General features: G+C 54.5%; 16 protein-coding genes and 1 pseudogene. 8 read left to right on the plus strand and 9 right to left on the minus strand.

Annotated elements, in window-relative coordinates:
- Positions 1–11 precede the first annotated feature (11 nt).
- A complete protein-coding gene (tesA, locus tag OGV38_RS05020) occupies positions 12–635 on the minus strand; it encodes a multifunctional acyl-CoA thioesterase I/protease I/lysophospholipase L1 (RefSeq protein WP_029139446.1) in 624 nt (207 codons plus the stop codon).
- On the opposite strand from tesA, the gene ybbA reads away from it, so the two are divergent.
- The 6 genes from ybbA (at position 606) to OGV38_RS05050 (ending at position 7831) form a co-directional block, all read left to right on the plus strand.
- Entirely contained in the window at positions 606–1292 is a 687-nt protein-coding gene (gene ybbA / locus OGV38_RS05025; RefSeq protein ID WP_016152113.1) for a putative ABC transporter ATP-binding protein YbbA, read from the plus strand. The genes tesA and ybbA overlap by 30 nt on opposite strands.
- Positions 1289–3703, plus strand: a complete 2415-nt coding sequence (ybbP, locus tag OGV38_RS05030; protein ID WP_269518640.1) for a putative ABC transporter permease subunit YbbP — start codon at positions 1289–1291, stop codon at positions 3701–3703. Before ybbA ends, ybbP begins: the two co-directional genes overlap by 4 nt.
- A 187-nt stretch (positions 3704–3890) precedes the next feature.
- Positions 3891–5024 carry a porin gene (locus tag OGV38_RS05035; protein WP_016152115.1) on the plus strand — a complete coding sequence of 378 codons (1134 nt, stop codon included), beginning with the start codon at positions 3891–3893 and terminating at the stop codon, positions 5022–5024.
- A 245-nt stretch (positions 5025–5269) separates the two neighbouring features.
- Positions 5270–6100, plus strand: a complete 831-nt coding sequence (locus OGV38_RS05040; protein ID WP_016155899.1) for a MetQ/NlpA family ABC transporter substrate-binding protein — start codon at positions 5270–5272, stop codon at positions 6098–6100.
- Between the two features lie 62 nt (positions 6101–6162).
- Positions 6163–7179, plus strand: coding sequence for a virulence-associated ABC transporter ATP-binding protein SfbB (gene sfbB / locus OGV38_RS05045; protein WP_269518637.1), 1017 nt, complete (start codon positions 6163–6165; stop codon positions 7177–7179).
- Positions 7172–7831, plus strand: a complete 660-nt coding sequence (locus OGV38_RS05050) for a methionine ABC transporter permease (protein ID WP_003831085.1) — start codon at positions 7172–7174, stop codon at positions 7829–7831. Before sfbB ends, OGV38_RS05050 begins: the two co-directional genes overlap by 8 nt.
- On the opposite strand, the gene mnmH is transcribed toward OGV38_RS05050, so the two are convergent.
- The 5 genes from mnmH to ppiB form a co-directional block, all read right to left on the minus strand.
- Positions 7832–8917, minus strand: a complete 1086-nt coding sequence (mnmH, locus tag OGV38_RS05055; RefSeq protein ID WP_016155901.1) for a tRNA 2-selenouridine(34) synthase MnmH — start codon at positions 8915–8917, stop codon at positions 7832–7834.
- A gap of 97 nt (positions 8918–9014) precedes the next feature.
- Positions 9015–10082, minus strand: a complete 1068-nt coding sequence (purK, locus tag OGV38_RS05060) for a 5-(carboxyamino)imidazole ribonucleotide synthase (protein WP_016155902.1) — start codon at positions 10080–10082, stop codon at positions 9015–9017.
- Positions 10079–10588 (minus strand): 5-(carboxyamino)imidazole ribonucleotide mutase, encoded by a 510-nt coding sequence (gene purE, locus OGV38_RS05065; RefSeq protein ID WP_075846830.1) that lies wholly within the window; start codon positions 10586–10588, stop codon positions 10079–10081. Before purE ends, purK begins: the two co-directional genes overlap by 4 nt.
- A 173-nt stretch (positions 10589–10761) precedes the next feature.
- Entirely contained in the window at positions 10762–11484 is a 723-nt protein-coding gene (gene lpxH / locus OGV38_RS05070) for a UDP-2,3-diacylglucosamine diphosphatase (protein WP_103283569.1), read from the minus strand.
- Positions 11485–11486: 2 nt separating this feature from the next.
- Positions 11487–11981: a peptidylprolyl isomerase B gene (ppiB, locus tag OGV38_RS05075; RefSeq protein ID WP_003021875.1), complete on the minus strand. Its 495-nt coding sequence runs from the start codon at positions 11979–11981 to the stop codon at positions 11487–11489.
- Positions 11982–12154: 173 nt separating this feature from the next.
- Between ppiB and cysS the strand changes: the two genes are divergently transcribed.
- Positions 12155–13540 (plus strand): cysteine--tRNA ligase, encoded by a 1386-nt coding sequence (gene cysS / locus OGV38_RS05080; RefSeq protein WP_075846834.1) that lies wholly within the window; start codon positions 12155–12157, stop codon positions 13538–13540.
- 90 nt (positions 13541–13630) lie between these two features.
- Here the strand turns inward: cysS and OGV38_RS05085 are convergent, their stop codons facing one another.
- The 3 genes from OGV38_RS05085 to folD all read right to left on the minus strand — a co-directional run bounded on the left by OGV38_RS05085 (position 13631) and on the right by folD (position 15359).
- Positions 13631–14155: a metal-dependent hydrolase gene (locus OGV38_RS05085; protein WP_019076201.1), complete on the minus strand. Its 525-nt coding sequence runs from the start codon at positions 14153–14155 to the stop codon at positions 13631–13633.
- A gap of 123 nt (positions 14156–14278) precedes the next feature.
- Entirely contained in the window at positions 14279–14491 is a 213-nt protein-coding gene (gene ybcJ / locus OGV38_RS05090) for a ribosome-associated protein YbcJ (protein WP_016152124.1), read from the minus strand.
- A gap of 1 nt (position 14492) precedes the next feature.
- The gene (gene folD, locus OGV38_RS05095; protein ID WP_003021887.1) at positions 14493–15359 is read right to left on the minus strand and encodes a bifunctional methylenetetrahydrofolate dehydrogenase/methenyltetrahydrofolate cyclohydrolase FolD; all 867 of its coding nucleotides are present in this window, start codon (positions 15357–15359) and stop codon (positions 14493–14495) included.
- Positions 15360–15875: 516 nt separating this feature from the next.
- Here folD and OGV38_RS05100 point away from each other — a divergent pair.
- Positions 15876–16210, plus strand: a pseudogene (locus OGV38_RS05100) (IS1-like element IS1B family transposase); the annotation flags it as partial.

A 16210-nucleotide genomic window follows, 5' to 3' on the forward strand; every position in this document is an offset into this window, starting at 1 on the left:
TCTCCGTTGTTTTACGAGTCGTGATTTACTAGAGGAGTGAGATGTTGCGCCATCCAGTCGGCAATAAACGGCTGGGCGTCACGGTTAGGATGAATACCATCATCCTGCATCCACTGGGGTTTCAGATAAACCTCTTCCATAAAAAAGGGCAGCAGAGGTATATCAAACTCTTTGGCGAGTTTTGGATAAATCGCGCTAAAGCTTTCATTATAACGGCGACCGTAGTTTGCCGGCAGACGAATTTGCATCAGCAGCGGTTCGGCATTTGCTGCTTTCACATCCTGCAGAATCGTGCGCAGGGTTTGTTCGGTTTGCGCAGGCGCAAAACCGCGCAGACCGTCGTTGCCGCCAAGTTCGACCAGCACCCAGCGCGGCTGGTGCTGCTTCAGTAATGCAGGCAGACGGGCCAGACCCTGCTGCGAGGTGTCGCCGCTAATACTGGCATTCACCACCGGCGTTTTGGTTTGCCATTTATCATTAAGTAGCGCAGGCCATGCGGCGCTGGCGGACATACGGTATCCGGCGCTCAGGCTGTCACCCAGAATTAATAACGTGTCCGCTGCGGCGGCGCGGAAAGTTAACAGGACCAGGAACAGGAAAGGCCAATGCCAGCGGAAAACATTGTTGAAGTTCATCATCTTAAGAAATCCGTCGGTCAGGGTGATCATGAGCTATCCATCCTTACCGGAGTTGAACTGGTTGTCAAACGCGCCGAGACCATTGCGCTGATTGGCGAGTCGGGTTCAGGAAAATCCACACTGCTGGCGATCCTCGCCGGGCTGGACGATGGCACCAGCGGTGAAGTCAGCCTGGTGGGGCAGGCGCTGCACACCATGGATGAAGAAGCCCGGGCACAGCTGCGGGCGCGACACGTGGGTTTTGTCTTCCAGTCATTCATGTTAATTCCGACCCTAAACGCGCTGGAAAACGTCGAGTTGCCCGCGTTGTTGCGCGGCGAAAACAGCGGAAAAAGTCGCGACGGGGCAAAAACGTTGCTGGAGCAACTGGGGCTGGGAAAACGTCTTGATCATCTTCCGGCCCAGCTTTCCGGCGGGGAGCAGCAGCGCGTAGCGCTGGCGCGGGCGTTTAACGGTCGTCCTGACGTACTGTTTGCCGATGAACCGACGGGCAATCTGGACCGCCAGACCGGAGACAAAATCGCCGACCTGCTGTTTTCTCTGAACCGGGAACATGGCACCACCCTGATTCTGGTGACCCATGATTCTCAACTGGCGGCGCGTTGCGATCGGCGTTTACGTCTGGTGAACGGACAGTTGCAGGAGGAGGCATGATTGCACGCTGGTTCTGGCGCGAATGGCGCTCGCCTTCATTACTGATTGTCTGGCTGGCGCTGAGTCTGGCCGTGGCCTGCGTGCTGGCGCTGGGCAATATCAGCGATCGTATGGAAAAAGGGCTGAGCCAGCAAAGCCGTGAGTTTATGGCGGGAGATCGGTCGCTGCAAAGTTCGCGTACCGTGCCGAAAGCGTGGATTGACGAGGCGCGACAGCGTGGCCTGAAAGTGGGCGAACAGCTGACCTTTGCCACTATGACCTTTGCCCGGGATACGCCGCAGTTGGCGAACGTCAAAGCGGTGGATGATGTGTATCCGATGTATGGCACGTTGCAAACCAATCCGCCGGGACTGAAACCTCAGCCAGGCTCGGTGCTGCTGGCTCCGCGTCTGATGGCGTTGCTGAACTTAAAAATCGGTGATTCCATCGACGTGGGTGATGCCACGCTGCGCATCGCCGGGGAAGTGGTGCAGGAGCCGGACGCCGGTTTCAATCCGTTTCAGATAGCGCCGCGCCTGATGATGAACATGGCGGATGTCGAAAAAACGGCGGCGGTCCAGCCGGGGAGCCGGGTGACCTGGCGCTATAAATTTGGCGGGACACCGCAGCAACTGGAAGCCTATGAAAAATGGCTGCTCCCGCAGTTAAAGCCTGAACAGCGCTGGTATGGGCTGGAGCAGGATGAAGGGGCGCTGGGGAAATCACTGGAGCGTTCGCAACAGTTCCTGCTGCTGTCGGCGCTGCTAACGCTGCTGCTGGCGGTCGCTGCGGTTGCCGTGGCGATGAGCCATTACTGCCGCAGTCGTTACGATCTGGTGGCTATTCTGAAAACCCTTGGCGCGGGCAGAGCACAGTTGCGCAGGCTAATTGTTGGTCAATGGCTGATGGTGCTGGCGCTGTCTGGCGTGACCGGAGGGTTATTCGGGCTGTTGTTTGAACGTGTGCTGGTGGTATTACTTAAGCCGGTACTGCCCGGCGAACTGCCGCCTGCCAGTCCCTGGCCGTGGCTATGGGCATTAGGCACTATGACGGTCATTTCTCTGCTGGTGGGGTTACGCCCTTACCGTTTGCTGCTGGCGACTCAGCCACTGCGGGTACTGCGCCGTGACGTGGTGGCAAACGTCTGGCCGCTGAAGTTTTATTTGCCGGTGGTATTGATAGTCGTGATTGCCCTGCTCGCCGGACTGATGGGCGGAAGTCCGCTGCTGTGGGCCGTGCTGGCCGGAGCGGTAGTGCTGGCGCTTTTGTGCGGGGTGCTCGGCTGGATGCTGCTCAACGTGCTGCGTGGCCTGACGCTCACCTCGCTGCCGCTGCGTTTAGCTGTCAGTCGGCTGTTGCGCCAGCCGTGGTCAACGCTCAGTCAGCTGTCGGCATTTTCGCTTTCCTTTATGTTGCTGGCGCTGCTGCTGGTACTGCGTGGTGACCTGCTCGACCGCTGGCAGCAGCAAATGCCGCCGGAAAGCCCGAACTATTTTCTCATCAACATTGCCACCGAACAGGTGGTTCCACTCAAGGCTTTCCTGGCTGAGCATCAGGTGATCCCGGAATCGTTCTATCCGATTGTGCGGGCGCGTCTGACGGCGATCAATGAGAAGCCGACCGAAGGCAATCACGATGAGGCGCTGAACCGTGAGCTTAATCTGACCTGGCAGGATACCCGACCGGATCATAACCCGATCGTTGCCGGAAGCTGGCCGCCAAAAGCGGGCGAAGTCTCGATGGAAGAGGGGCTGGCGAAACGGCTGAACGTCAAACTTGGCGATCGGGTGACCTTTATGGGCGATACCCAGGATTTCAGCGCCACGGTTAGCAGTCTGCGCAAAGTGGACTGGGAAAGCCTGCGCCCCAACTTCTTCTTTATCTTTCCCTCCGGCGCGCTGGACGCTCAGCCGCAAAGCTGGTTAACCAGCTTTCGCTGGGAGAACGGCAACGGCATGCTGACGCAGCTTAACCGCGAATTCCCGACTATCAGCCTGCTGGATATTTGCGCAATCCTCAAACAGGTGAGCCAGGTGCTGGAGCAGGTGAGCCGGGCACTGGAGGTGATGGTGGTGCTGGTTACCGCTTGCGGTATGTTGCTGCTATTGGCGCAGGTCCAGGTCGGAATGCGTCAGCGTCATCAGGAACTGGTGGTCTGGCGCACGCTGGGCGCGGGTAAGAAGCTATTGCGTACCACGCTATGGTGCGAGTTCGCCATGCTCGGAATGGTCGCCGGACTGGTGGCTGCCATCGGTGCGGAAACCGCACTGGCGGTGCTGCAAACCCGAGTGTTTGATTTTCCGTGGGAGCCAGACTGGCGACTGTGGGTCGTGTTGCCGCTTTGTGGGGCATTGTTGCTCTCGCTATGCGGCGGATGGCTCGGTTCACGTCTGCTAAAAGGCAAAGCGCTGTTCCGTCAGTTCAGTAGTTAATTCATATTCGTGATGATTACGCACCGGTTTTTTAAATCGGTGCGTTTTTTTATCTATGTAGCACAAATTGATAACTCATTGATATTTAACAGCACAGAACAATAAAAACCCGACAACACGAGTGTATTAATAAACGTTAATATTTGTATGCTGAATAATTGGCAGGCTATCTATCAAGGTACAAATAATGACTATAAAAAAAACGGCGCTGGCGGTATCGATCGGCGCAGCAGTGGCATTAACGACGTTCGCCTCCCAGGCGGAAATCACGGTCCTGAAACAAGATCCACAGGCGGGCAACCCGCTGAGCCGTCTTAACTTCACCGTCGGCGGGAGTATTCGTCCGCAGTTCCAGAATATGGCCGGTGACGATGGTAAGAATGGCTACAAACGTAATGGTTTCGACGGCGGGACGCGTTTTCGCTTCGCCGCTGATTACTATCTGTTTGATGACATCAGCTGGGTGAGTTATTACGAGCTGGGCGTAAACTTCCCGGCAATGTTCAACTGGGATAATCACTATGCTAACGGCGCCAACGATACCACGCGTCGTATGTTGTACACCGGTCTGAAGAGCGCGACCTGGGGTACGCTGACCTTCGGTCAACAGAACAGCATTTACTATGATGTGGTTGGTGCGAAAACGGATATCTGGGACTACGACATGATCGGTCAGGCACCAGGTAACGGTATCAATGGCGACTATGACGGTTCCTATCGTACGCGTAAGTCACTGAAGTATAAGAAAACGGTTGGCGATGTTGATCTCTACGCATCTTATCTGTTCAGCGATGATTACAACCCGAACAACGGTCTGCGCTACAAGCGTAAAGGCGGTGGCTCGCTGGGTGTGGATTATCACATCACCGATGACCTGACCTGGGGTACGGCGTGGAACTACACCCGCGCGGAAATGCGTGGCGACACCAGCAAAACCTACGATCAAAACATCGTCGGTACCGCGCTGAGCTGGAAACCGGACAACTGGACCTTCTCGATGGGCGGCGGTTGGTATCAAAACTTCATGACCACCAAAAAAGTCTCTGTTAACGATTACTTTGCCGGTGATGCCTGGGGTCTGGAATACTTCGCGGGTTACACCTTCCCGGTTGGTCAGTATGCGCTGAAATCCGTTCAACCCTACGTTATGGGCGACCGTATTGAATACGTGAATGGTCGTAACTACCTGCGTACCGACAATGGTGTGGGTATCAGCTTCCAGCTGGACTACGGTTTCCGTGTGGATTACGAACACGTCTTCACCTCCAGCACCGACAATCTGGGTGATATGAACCTGGTTCGTCTGCGTTACGATTTCTAAGTCAATTTCCCTGCCAAAACCGGGTAACCAGAAGGTTATCCGGTTTTTTACTATCCTTTGCTGAAAAACGCATTAGTACCTTCAACGTACATTCAACGACATATCCCGCAACATCATGAAATAATTTCAAGGACAGCAGGTTGTGATCTGTGTCATGTTAACAATCAGCCTGTTAACAGGCCAACAAGAACAACGCCGCAAGAACGGCGTGAGACATGACACCACAACGTTAAAATGGAGAAATTATGGGATTGCGTCAGAGTTTACGCGTCGCGACCGGAGCGCTGTTACTGGCCTGTGGATTACAACTTGCTCATGCGAACAGTGACCCGCATACCATCGTGTTTGGCGTCGCACCTGGGCCGTACGGCGATATGGTGAAACAGGCCATTGCCCCTACGCTGAAAGAGAAAGGCTATAAGGTAGTGGTGCGCGAATTCAGCGACTACGTGCAGCCGAACATGGCGCTTTCCAACGGCAGTATTGATGCCAACTTGTTCCAGCACTCGCTCTACTTTGACAAATTCACCGCTGATAAAGGACTGAAGCTGAGCAAGCTGATTGTGGTCCCGACGGCCGGGATGGGTTTTTACTCACATAAAATCAAAAGCCTGGATGAGTTAAAAAAAGGGGATGTGATCACGCTTTCCAATGATCCAACCAATCTGGCTCGCGGTCTGCGTTTCCTGCAGTCTATTGACCTTATTACCATCAAAGACACTATCGATCCGACTAAAGCCTCTGAGCGCGATATCGCCAGCAACCCGAAAGGGCTGGTGTTTAAACCGCTGGAAGCGGCACAACTGCCGCGTACCCTGGACGGTGTGACCGGCGCGCTGGTCAACGGTAACTTTGCCGTGGCGGCGAAACTGGATCTCGCCAGTGCCATCAAGCAAGAGCATCTGGACGAAAATCTGAAAAATATCATAGCGGTTCGCAGTGAAGATGCGGATAAACCGTTCGCGAAAGATATTGTGGCGGCGGTGAAATCTCCGGCGTATCGCGCGGTGATCGACGATCCGCAAAATATCTACAGCGCCTTCCAGAAACCGGAATGGATGTCGGCAGCCCAATAATCGCTGCGCACAAGGTTAACAGGGGCAGCGGCGACTGCCCTTTTCGCATTTCTGAGGTGGCTATGATTGAGATAGAAAAGGTTTGCGTGGATTTTAGCGCAGGCCGTGGACCATCAACCCGGGCGGTTGATGACGTCAGCTTGCGCATAGGCGCAGGCGAGATATTTGGCATTGTCGGGACCAGCGGCGCGGGGAAAAGTACGCTGCTGCGCACCCTGAACGCCTTAACGCGACCAAGCCTGGGAAGCGTAAAGGTTAACGGCGTAGAAATTTCCGCGCTGGAAGGGGCGCAACTACGTAAAGCCCGTCAGCGTATTGGGATGATTTTTCAGCATTTTAATCTGATGCATACCCGTACCGTGGCGCAAAACGTCGCTTTCAGCCTGAAGGCTGCCGGATGGGAGCGCAGTAAAATTGGCCCACGCGTCAGCGAAATCCTGACGCTGGTGGGGCTGTCTGACAAGGCGAACCGCTTTCCTGTGCAGCTCAGCGGCGGGCAAAAGCAGCGCGTTGGTATTGCCCGTGCGATTGCCAATCACCCCGATGTGCTGCTGTGTGATGAACCGACCTCTGCGCTGGATCTGGAAACATCGGCCACTATTCTGGCATTGCTTAAGCAGATCAACCAACAGCTGGGGATCACGATCGTGCTGATCACTCACGAGATGAACGTGATCAAATCGATTTGCGATCGTGTGGCGGTGATGTCCGGCGGCAAGGTGGTGGAGTCCGGTGAGGTGTTTGACGTTTTTGCTCACCCGCAGCACGCTTTCACGAAGCAACTGGTGTCGCATACCCTCAATCTGACGCTACCCGAACGCTTGCGCCAGCATTTGCCTGGCCAGTTGCTGAAAATTCTGTTCATCGGCGATTCGGCGGAACAGCCAGTGTTGTCAGAAGTCGCGATTAAATTTGGTGTGGCGGTGAACATTCTGCACGGCAAAATTGAATATATCGGCGAGCGTGCGCTGGGGATTCTGGTGGTGCAACTGACCGCGCCGCATAACCCTTCTGCGGTGGATGTCGCCGTGGAGCATATTCGTCAACGCACGGCACAGGTGGAGGTGATTCGTGGATGATTTATTGCCTGATTTGACGCTGGCGTTTAATGAAACCTTTCAGATGCTAAGTATCTCTACGGTGCTGGCGATTATTGGCGGTCTGCCGCTCGGTTTTCTTATTTTTGTCACCGACCGGCATTTATTCTGGCAAAACCGTTTTGTGTATCTGCTCAGCTCCGTGCTGGTGAATATCATCCGTTCGGTGCCGTTTGTGATCTTGCTGGTGCTGCTGCTGCCGCTCACACAGTTTTTACTCGGAAATACCATTGGGCCGATTGCGGCGTCTGTCCCGCTCTCGGTGGCGGCAATCGCTTTTTATGCTCGTCTGGTCGACAGCGCACTGCGCGAAGTCGATAAAGGCATTATTGAAGCGGCGGAAGCCTTTGGCGCCAGCCCGATGCGCATCATCTGCACCGTTCTGTTACCTGAAGCGAGCGCGGGTCTGCTGCGTGGGTTGACGATAACGCTGGTGAGTCTGATCGGTTACTCCGCGATGGCCGGAATTGTTGGCGGCGGTGGGGTAGGCGACCTGGCGATTCGCTTTGGTTATTACCGCTACGAAACCCAGGTCATGATCGTCACCGTGGTGGCGCTGATTATTCTGGTGCAGGTCGTTCAGGTGCTGGGCGACTGGCTGGCGAAACGCGCGGATAAGCGCGACAGACACTGATCACTGTGCGTTAAGCCATCCGGCAACGTCCTGCCATGTGCCGCGAAAGACGATTTTCGCGGCTTTCTTTTCCAGCTGATAGCGATACATCGGGTCGTAATACTCGTTGAGCAACGGCACCAGCCAGCCCATATGGGCGTCGGTACTGCCCGTTGCTTGCTGTTCGCGCAGAGCCACGTCGAGCAGGGCGGTCAGCTCGGCAAAACGTTGTAAACCCAGACGGCGGCGAATAGCAAACAGGCCGTGGTGCAGATACTCGCTATACTCCTGCCAGCCCTGACTCTCGCCATAAGCATGGGTAAAATCGTGGTGCATCCGCACGAAATACTCTTCGCGCAGTCGCTCCAGACGACGCTCAAAAGGATCGTCCACCACTGCAATAGATGCCTGGGTCATGCGTTCGCGCAGGCACTCAGGCAGATGATTAGCCCCTATCATGCGGCCTTCATCTTCCAGTACCCACAGACGCAGATCCTGACGGCTGTCGGTTCTGAGCATTTCGACCGCCAGCAGGTTTTCAAAACTCGCCTGACTCAGCTGCGGTTCAACGGTGCGACCAAACGAGGAACCGCGATGGTGCGCCAGACCTTCGAGATCCACGCCGTTCGGCTGCTGTTGCACCAGCTGCGTTTTCCCGTTCCCGGTACAGCCGCCAATTAAGACGATCGGCTTTTGCACTAATTCTTCAGTCAGTTGAATCGCCGCCTGACGCAGGGCTTTGTAGCCGCCGTGTATCAGCGGGTAGTCAATCCCGGACTCGTGCAGCCACTGTTGCACAATGTGCGAACGCTGACCGCCGCGCGCGCAGCATAAATAACCCGCAGGATTTTGACGACAGGCATCCAGCCAGGCCTTCATACGTTGTTGGCGAGTCTCGCCGCAGACCAGTTGATGACCGAGCGTGAGGGCTGCCTCGGGTCCCTGACGTTTATAACAGGTACCCACGGCGGCACGTTCGTCATCGTTCATTAGGGGAAGGTTGATTGCGCCCGGCATTGCGCCTTGCAGAAATTCGACGGGGGCGCGTACATCGATTATAGGCGTACCAGCGAGCAAAATTGCGCGATAGTCCGTTCCATCGTTCATGTGTGATCCTGAAAATACAAAAACAGCAATGGAGGGGATTTTACGCGCCAGAGGAGGGGCCGGGGAAGGATAAAATCAAATCCCCGGCATTAATGGCTTATTTCAGCGTTGACTGCGCCCAGATAATACCGCTGGCATATTCCGGCGGCAGCAGGGGGATAAGCGCTTCCAGCGTCGCGCTAAGACGCGCGGTATCGCTGTCGCTCAGGTTCAGGTGTCCCACCTTACGCCCTTCACGCACCTCTTTGTCATACCAGTGCAGATGCACCAGCGGCAGCTTCAGCCAGTCATAGTTCAGGTCGCTACCAATCAGATTTACCATCACCGAAGGAGTGTTCACTATCGGCGTGGGTAACGGCAGGTTGGTAATGGCGCGCAGGTGCAGCTCAAACTGGCTGATGCTGGCACCGTTTTGCGTCCAGTGCCCGCTGTTGTGCACGCGTGGAGCCAGTTCGTTAATCAGCAGACCTTCCGGGGTGATGAAACATTCCATCGCCATCACGCCGACATAGCCCAGCTCCTGCATGATGGCAGAGAGCATCGCTTCGGCCTGTTTCTGCTGTTTGCCGTTAGCCTGCGGGAAGACCACGCTGGTGCGCAGAATGCCGTCCTGGTGCAGGTTATGGGTCAGCGGATAGAAGACGGTGCTACCGTCGTGCGCACGAGCGCCAACCAGTGAGACTTCACCAGAGAAGTTGATTCCCCGCTCAACGATGCACTCGCCGTAGCAGTCGTCCGGCAGTTGTTCGGTTTCATTTGCGCGCAAACGCCACTGCCCACGACCGTCGTAACCGCCGACGCGACGTTTCACGATCGCCAGCTCACCGAGTTTGTCGAATACTGCAGGCCATTCGCTTTTATCCGCCAGCAACTGCCACGGCGCAGTTGCCAGGCCGAGCTTGTCAAAAAGCTGCTTTTGCGTCAGACGGTCGGCAATAATTGGGAAAACGTCGCGGTTGACAAATGCCGGATGGCGCGCGAGCTCGCGGGTGAGCGCCGTTTCCGGCCAGCGCTCAATCTCAGCGGTGATCACGCTTTGCTGAAAAGGGACCGCTGCTGGTTCGGCATCCAGCCCGACGGGCCAGACCGCAATGCCCAGCGGCTCACCGGCCTGGCGCAGCATGCGCCCTAACTGACCGTTACCGAGTACGCAGACCTGCTTCATGCCGCACCTCGCGGGTCCGGATTCTCCAGCACCTCGTCGGTTTGTACTTTGCGCCAGTCGTTCAGACGCTGGTGTAATGCTTTGTCGTGTGTTGCCAGAATTTGTGCTGCCAGCAGGGCCGCATTTGCCGCGCCCGCTTTGCCGATAGCCAGCGTTCCGACCGGAATACCGCGCGGCATCTGTACGATGGAGTAAAGGCTATCTACGCCGCTCAGCGCCGCGCTTTGCACCGGGACGCCTAAAACAGGCACCAGCGTTTTCGCCGCAATCATGCCCGGCAGATGCGCAGCGCCACCCGCACCGGCAATGATCACCTGATAGCCGTTCTCTTCTGCGCTTTCGGCGAAGCTAAACAGCTTGTCAGGGGTGCGGTGGGCGGAGACGACTTCAACATGATGCGGCACGTTCAGAATTTCGAAGATTTCGGCGGCGAACTGCATGGTAGCCCAGTCGCTTTTGGACCCCATCACGATGGCGACACGCGCCGGGTTATTGCGGGAAGACATGCGTCTGAAAACTCCTGTGATGCACTACACTCGACTTTTGAGGCCACAGAGAATAGCATAATTCGCCGTCAAGGAAAACGATTGCGCGCTTTACACTTCACCCTTCAGGCAGCCTCTGTAGTTGGCTACATCTCAATGAGTTTTGTGTAAAGAGGAACTGGATATCTGCGGAATTAAAACGGAAATGCGATCAGTTCAACGTCATTTGGCGTGACTTTGATCATCGACCCTTCGGTGTGCCATGCGCCTAATACCACGCGGAAAGCGGGTTGCTCATTGGCCGTAAGTTCGTGGACTGCCGGGCGGTGGGTGTGGCCGTGAATTAACCACTGGACCTGATGCTTTTCCATCTCGGTGATGACGGCCTGCGGATTCACATCCATGATCGCCAGTGACTTGCTGCTGTTGGCCGCTTTGCTGTTGGCGCGCATTTTCGCGGCGATACGTTGGCGAACGAACAGAGGTAGGGAGAGGAACAGCTTCTGTAGCCAGGGTTGATGTACTTTGGCGCGAAACGCCTGATAGCCTGCATCGTCTGTACACAAAGTGTCGCCATGCATGATCAATACCTTGCGGCCATACAGGTTGAGTACTTTTTTCTCAGGCAGCAAGCTCATGCCGCTTTCACGGGCAAAACGTTTGCCGAGCAGAAAATCTCGGTTGCCGTGAATAAAAAAGCAGGGAACGCCGGAATCAACCAGTGATTTTATCGCCGCGGCTATTTCATGATGCAGTGGGGTTGGGTCGTCGTCGCCAATCCAGGCTTCAAACAGGTCGCCGAGAATGTACAGTGCATCAGCTTTTCGCGCATCACCGGCTAAAAAACGCAGAAAACCGGCGGTGATCGCCGGTTCTTCTGTGCAGAGGTGAAGATCTGCAATAAACAGTGTCGTCACGATTACTCGCTGACGGTCACGTTTTCGATGATGACGTCTTCTTTTGGCACATCCTGGTGCATACCGCTGCGACCAGTGGAAACGCCTTTGATTTTATCAACCACGTCCATGCCTTCAACAACTTCAGCAAACACGCAATAACCCCAACCCTGCATGCTTTCGCCGGAGAAGTTCAGGAAGTCGTTATCTGCAACGTTGATGAAGAACTGTGCGGTTGCGGAGTGCGGAGCCTGAGTACGCGCCATCGCCAGCGTACCACGGGTGTTTTTCAGACCGTTGTTCGCTTCGTTTTTGATCGCTTCTTTCGTGGCTTTTTGCTTCATGCCAGGTTCGAAACCGCCGCCCTGGATCATGAAACCGTTAATAACACGGTGGAAAATGGTGTTGTTGTAAAAACCTTCGCGGCAGTAGTCCAGGAAGTTTTTAACTGTTTCAGGCGCTTTATCATCAAACGTTTTGATTACGATATCGCCGTGATTAGTGTGGAAAGTAACCATTTTTGCATCCTGTTCCGATAGATTGGTGCTTCGACCCCGTGAAGGGTCAGAGTTAGGGGTGTGTTATAGCATAACCGCAAGCTGCGATCACCTCGCAAAGTGTGCTGCTTCCGGTCTAAATTATGGGTATTATACAGACTTTACTATCCACACACGTCTACACGGAATCTTCGATGTTAAAAATCTTTAATACACTGACGCGCCAAAAAGAGGAATTCAAACCTATTCATGCCGGGGAAGTCGGCATGTACGTGTGTGGTATTACCGTTTACGATCTCTGTCATATTGGCCACGGACGTACCTTCGTTTCTTTCGACGTTGTCGCTCGCTATCTGCGCTTCCTCGGCTATAAGCTGAAGTATGTGCGCAATATTACTGATATCGATGACAAAATCATCAAGCGCGCGAATGAAAACGGTGAGAGCTTTGTGGCGTTGGTCGACAGAATGATCGCGGAAATGCATAGCGATTTCGACGCGCTGAATATTCTGCGTCCGGATCTGGAGCCGCGCGCTACGCACCATATCGCTGAGATTATTGAAATCACTGAACAGCTGATTGCCAAAGGTCACGCTTATGTCGCTGATAACGGCGACGTGATGTTCGACGTGCCGACTGACCCGAACTATGGTCAGCTGTCACGCCAGGATCTGGATCAGCTGCAGGCGGGCGCACGCGTTGATGTGGTTGATGTGAAGCGCAACCCGATGGACTTCGTGCTGTGGAAAATGTCCAAAGAAGGCGAGCCGAGCTGGCCGTCTCCGTGGGGTGCGGGTCGTCCTGGCTGGCACATCGAATGTTCGGCGATGAACTGCAAACAGTTGGGCAACCATTTTGATATTCATGGCGGTGGTTCGGATCTGATGTTCCCGCACCATGAAAACGAAATCGCTCAGTCCACCTGTGCGCATGACGGTGAATACGTTAATTACTGGATGCACTCCGGGATGGTGATGGTTGACCGGGAGAAAATGTCCAAATCGTTGGGCAACTTCTTTACCGTGCGTGACGTGCTGAAATACTACGACGCCGAAACCATTCGCTACTTCCTGATGTCTGGTCATTACCGTAGCCAGTTAAACTACAGCGAAGAGAACCTGAAGCAGGCGCGCTCTGCACTGGAGCGTCTGTATACCGCGCTGCGCGGCACCGATAAGTCCGTTGCCCCAGCCGGTGGCGAAGCCTTTGAAGCACGCTTCATTGAAGCGATGGACGATGACTTCAATACGCCGGAAGCCTACTCCGTGCTGTTTGATATGGCGCGTGAGGTTAACCGCCTGAAGGGTGAAGATATGGCGGTGGCTAACGGTATGGCTTCGCATCTGCGTAAGCTTTCCAGCGTGCTGGGCCTGCTGGAACAGGAGCCCGAAGCATTCCTGCAAAGCGGTGCGCAGGCGGATGACGGTGAAGTTGCTGAAATTGAAGCGTTAATCCAGCAGCGTCTGGATGCCCGTAAAGCCAAAGACTGGGCGGCAGCTGACGCCGCGCGTGACCGTCTCAATGAGATGGGTATCGTGCTGGAAGATGGCCCGCAGGGCACTACCTGGCGCCGTAAGTAATGATATTGATTGCCGGATGGCGGCTCGCGCCCTGTCCGGCAATCAATGTACGAATGTCGGTCGGATAAGACGCTTGTCGTATCCGGCAAATTAATATTTCCGATACCACCACAGCACACCCATCATCATAACTCCCGGTAGCCATACCCATATCAACTCCGAAATTATCACCTGGTGCCCGTATGGTGTGGCGTAGCGTGATAGCGCAAACGGGGCGACTTTAATCACCTGCCACGGTGCAAAGAAGCGTTCATCCGACCACGGCCACAGCCAGCCGACGCCTTTGCCGCCAGTGGTGACCGAATCCAACAGGCTGTGCGACAGCAGTGAAACCGTCAGGAATAGCCAGCAGCGAATTAAGCCTGCCTTAAACCATCGTCGACCCATCCATACGCCGAGCAGCGGCACCACGAAGGCGAACAGCAGCGAATGGGTAAAACCGCGGTGACCAAACACGTTGCCGTAGGCGACGCCAAGCTTAAACGACAGTACGTCGGCATCCGGCAACATAGCCAGAATGACGCCAGTAAACAGTAATTGCGGGGGGATGACTTTACGCCCGAGACCTAATCCTAAACAGAGAGGAACGGCAGCGTGGGTAACGATTGTTGGCATGATGATCGCTTCATGTGGAAAAACAACATGCTAACAGTTCACTGTGAAGTGGTGATGAAGTCATTATCTGAAAAGGAGAGAGGAAGTGGCCGGACAGGGGTTAACCTCATCCGGCACCTGGGATCACGCCACGACGTTAATGCTGTGGCCTTCAAAGCTGACGGTCTGTCCGGCAACGATTTTGCAGCGTTTACGCGTTTCTACAGCACCATCGACCTTCACTAACCCTTCGCCAATAGCAATTTTTGCCTGGGCGCCGCTTTCGCTCCAGCCTTCCAGCTTCAGTAAATCGCAGAGTTCAACGTGTGGGTGTTTACCCAGTGAAAATGTCGCCATCTTAAACGTCCTTTACATCATGATATTCAACACACGCCTGCAGCGTGTTTTCGATAAGTGTGGCGACCGTCATTGGGCCTACGCCGCCGGGTACCGGCGTGATGTATGACGCGCGTGCGGCAGCATCTTCAAAGACCACATCGCCAACAACCTTACCATTCTCCAGACGGTTGATGCCGACATCAATCACAATCGCACCTTCTTTGATCCACTCGCCGGGAATAAAGCCAGGTTTGCCGACGGCAACAATCAGCAGGTCTGCATGCTCTACATGGCGACGCAGATCTTTGGTGAACCGGTGGGTGACGGTGGTGGTGCAGCCAGCCAGCAGCAGCTCCATGCTCATCGGGCGGCCAACAATATTCGACGCGCCAATAACGACCGCATTCAGACCGTAGGTGTCGATATTGTAACGCTCAAGCAGAGTCACAATACCGCGCGGAGTACATGGGCGCAGGCGCGGCGCACGCTGGCACAGGCGACCAACGTTATACGGGTGGAAACCGTCAACGTCTTTATCCGGCGCAATACGCTCGAGAACTTTAACGTTGTCGATACCCGCAGGTAACGGCAGCTGGACCAGAATACCGTCGATGGTGGTATCTGCATTGAGCGTATCGATCAGCTCGAGCAGCTCCGCCTCGCTGGTGGTTTCAGGCAGGTCATAGGAGCGGGAGACAAACCCCACCTCGTCACAGGCTTTGCGTTTACTCGCGACATAAATCTGCGAAGCCGGGTTGCTACCTACCAGCACAACAGCCAGGCCTGGGGCGCGTAATCCAGCCGCTAAACGCGCCTGAACTTTTTGAGCAACCTCAGAGCGCACCTGCTGCGCAATCGTTTTACCGTCAATAATCTTTGCTGCCATCAGAGAGAGGATTCCGTCTGTTACGTTAAATCGAAGGGGATGCCGCTATTTTGTCAGAAGCGGGACGTGCTGTCAGTTTTCGTTTGCATTTTTACGTGCGCCAGGGGGCGTCACGATCTGCGAATGGGATCAGGACAAAGGCATAAGCCTTGCGGATAATTAATGAGCATGCTAATCAAAATTAACGTGAATGAAACAACTCATCACCCTGGTATTTTCAGGGGTAATGCGCCACAAACCAGTCTGTTACGGTTAATTATGAGGGATTTTACCTCATTCTCACCCAGATTTTTCCTGGGTCCCATTAAGAATTAGCCAGGGTCATTAAAAGGATTTGCAGGTATTTTTCATTAATTGAAATGTTTAATTTATCGCTGTGACGAATAGTCATATTCGCGAGGAATAATTAGTGAATCAAATACTCAGGAGAGTTGGGGTAAAAGGTTAGCTAATTCTCATGCGGTGATGCTGCCAACTTACTGATTTAGTGTATGATGGTGTTTTTGAGGTGCTCCAGTGGCTTCTGTTTCTATCAGCTGTCCCTCCTGTTCAGCTACTGACGGGGTGGTGCGTAACGGCAAAAGCACTGCCGGACATCAGCGCTATCTCTGCTCTCACTGCCGTAAAACATGGCAACTGCAGTTCACTTACACCGCTTCTCAACCCGGTACGCACCAGAAAATCATTGATATGGCCATGAATGGCGTTGGATGCCGGGCAACCGCCCGCATTATGGGCGTTGGCCTCAACACGATTTTCCGCCATTTAAAAAACTCAGGCCGCAGTCGGTAACCTCGCGCATACAGCCGGGCAGTGACGTCATCGTCTGCGCGGAAATGGACGAACAGTGG

This window comes from Citrobacter sp. Cb080 (genome assembly GCF_030334745.1).
Taxonomy (GTDB): Bacteria; Pseudomonadota; Gammaproteobacteria; order Enterobacterales; family Enterobacteriaceae; genus Citrobacter; species Citrobacter braakii.

Excerpts from the sequence above, each read along its gene's own strand:
- purK (WP_016155902.1), bottom strand. The coding sequence starts at position 10,082 with ATGAAGCAGGTCTGCGTACTCGGTAACGGTCAGTTAGGGCGCATGCTG.
- sfbB (WP_269518637.1), top strand. The coding sequence starts at position 6,163 with ATGATTGAGATAGAAAAGGTTTGCGTGGATTTTAGCGCAGGCCGTGGA.
- ybbA (WP_016152113.1), top strand. The coding sequence starts at position 606 with ATGCCAGCGGAAAACATTGTTGAAGTTCATCATCTTAAGAAATCCGTC.
- OGV38_RS05040 (WP_016155899.1), top strand. The coding sequence starts at position 5,270 with ATGGGATTGCGTCAGAGTTTACGCGTCGCGACCGGAGCGCTGTTACTG.
- cysS (WP_075846834.1), top strand. The coding sequence starts at position 12,155 with ATGTTAAAAATCTTTAATACACTGACGCGCCAAAAAGAGGAATTCAAA.
- OGV38_RS05085 (WP_019076201.1), bottom strand. The coding sequence starts at position 14,155 with ATGCCAACAATCGTTACCCACGCTGCCGTTCCTCTCTGTTTAGGATTA.
- folD (WP_003021887.1), bottom strand. The coding sequence starts at position 15,359 with ATGGCAGCAAAGATTATTGACGGTAAAACGATTGCGCAGCAGGTGCGC.
- OGV38_RS05035 (WP_016152115.1), top strand. The coding sequence starts at position 3,891 with ATGACTATAAAAAAAACGGCGCTGGCGGTATCGATCGGCGCAGCAGTG.
- tesA (WP_029139446.1), bottom strand. The coding sequence starts at position 635 with ATGAACTTCAACAATGTTTTCCGCTGGCATTGGCCTTTCCTGTTCCTG.
- purE (WP_075846830.1), bottom strand. The coding sequence starts at position 10,588 with ATGTCTTCCCGCAATAACCCGGCGCGTGTCGCCATCGTGATGGGGTCC.
- ppiB (WP_003021875.1), bottom strand. The coding sequence starts at position 11,981 with ATGGTTACTTTCCACACTAATCACGGCGATATCGTAATCAAAACGTTT.
- mnmH (WP_016155901.1), bottom strand. The coding sequence starts at position 8,917 with ATGAACGATGGAACGGACTATCGCGCAATTTTGCTCGCTGGTACGCCT.
- ybcJ (WP_016152124.1), bottom strand. The coding sequence starts at position 14,491 with ATGGCGACATTTTCACTGGGTAAACACCCACACGTTGAACTCTGCGAT.
- ybbP (WP_269518640.1), top strand. The coding sequence starts at position 1,289 with ATGATTGCACGCTGGTTCTGGCGCGAATGGCGCTCGCCTTCATTACTG.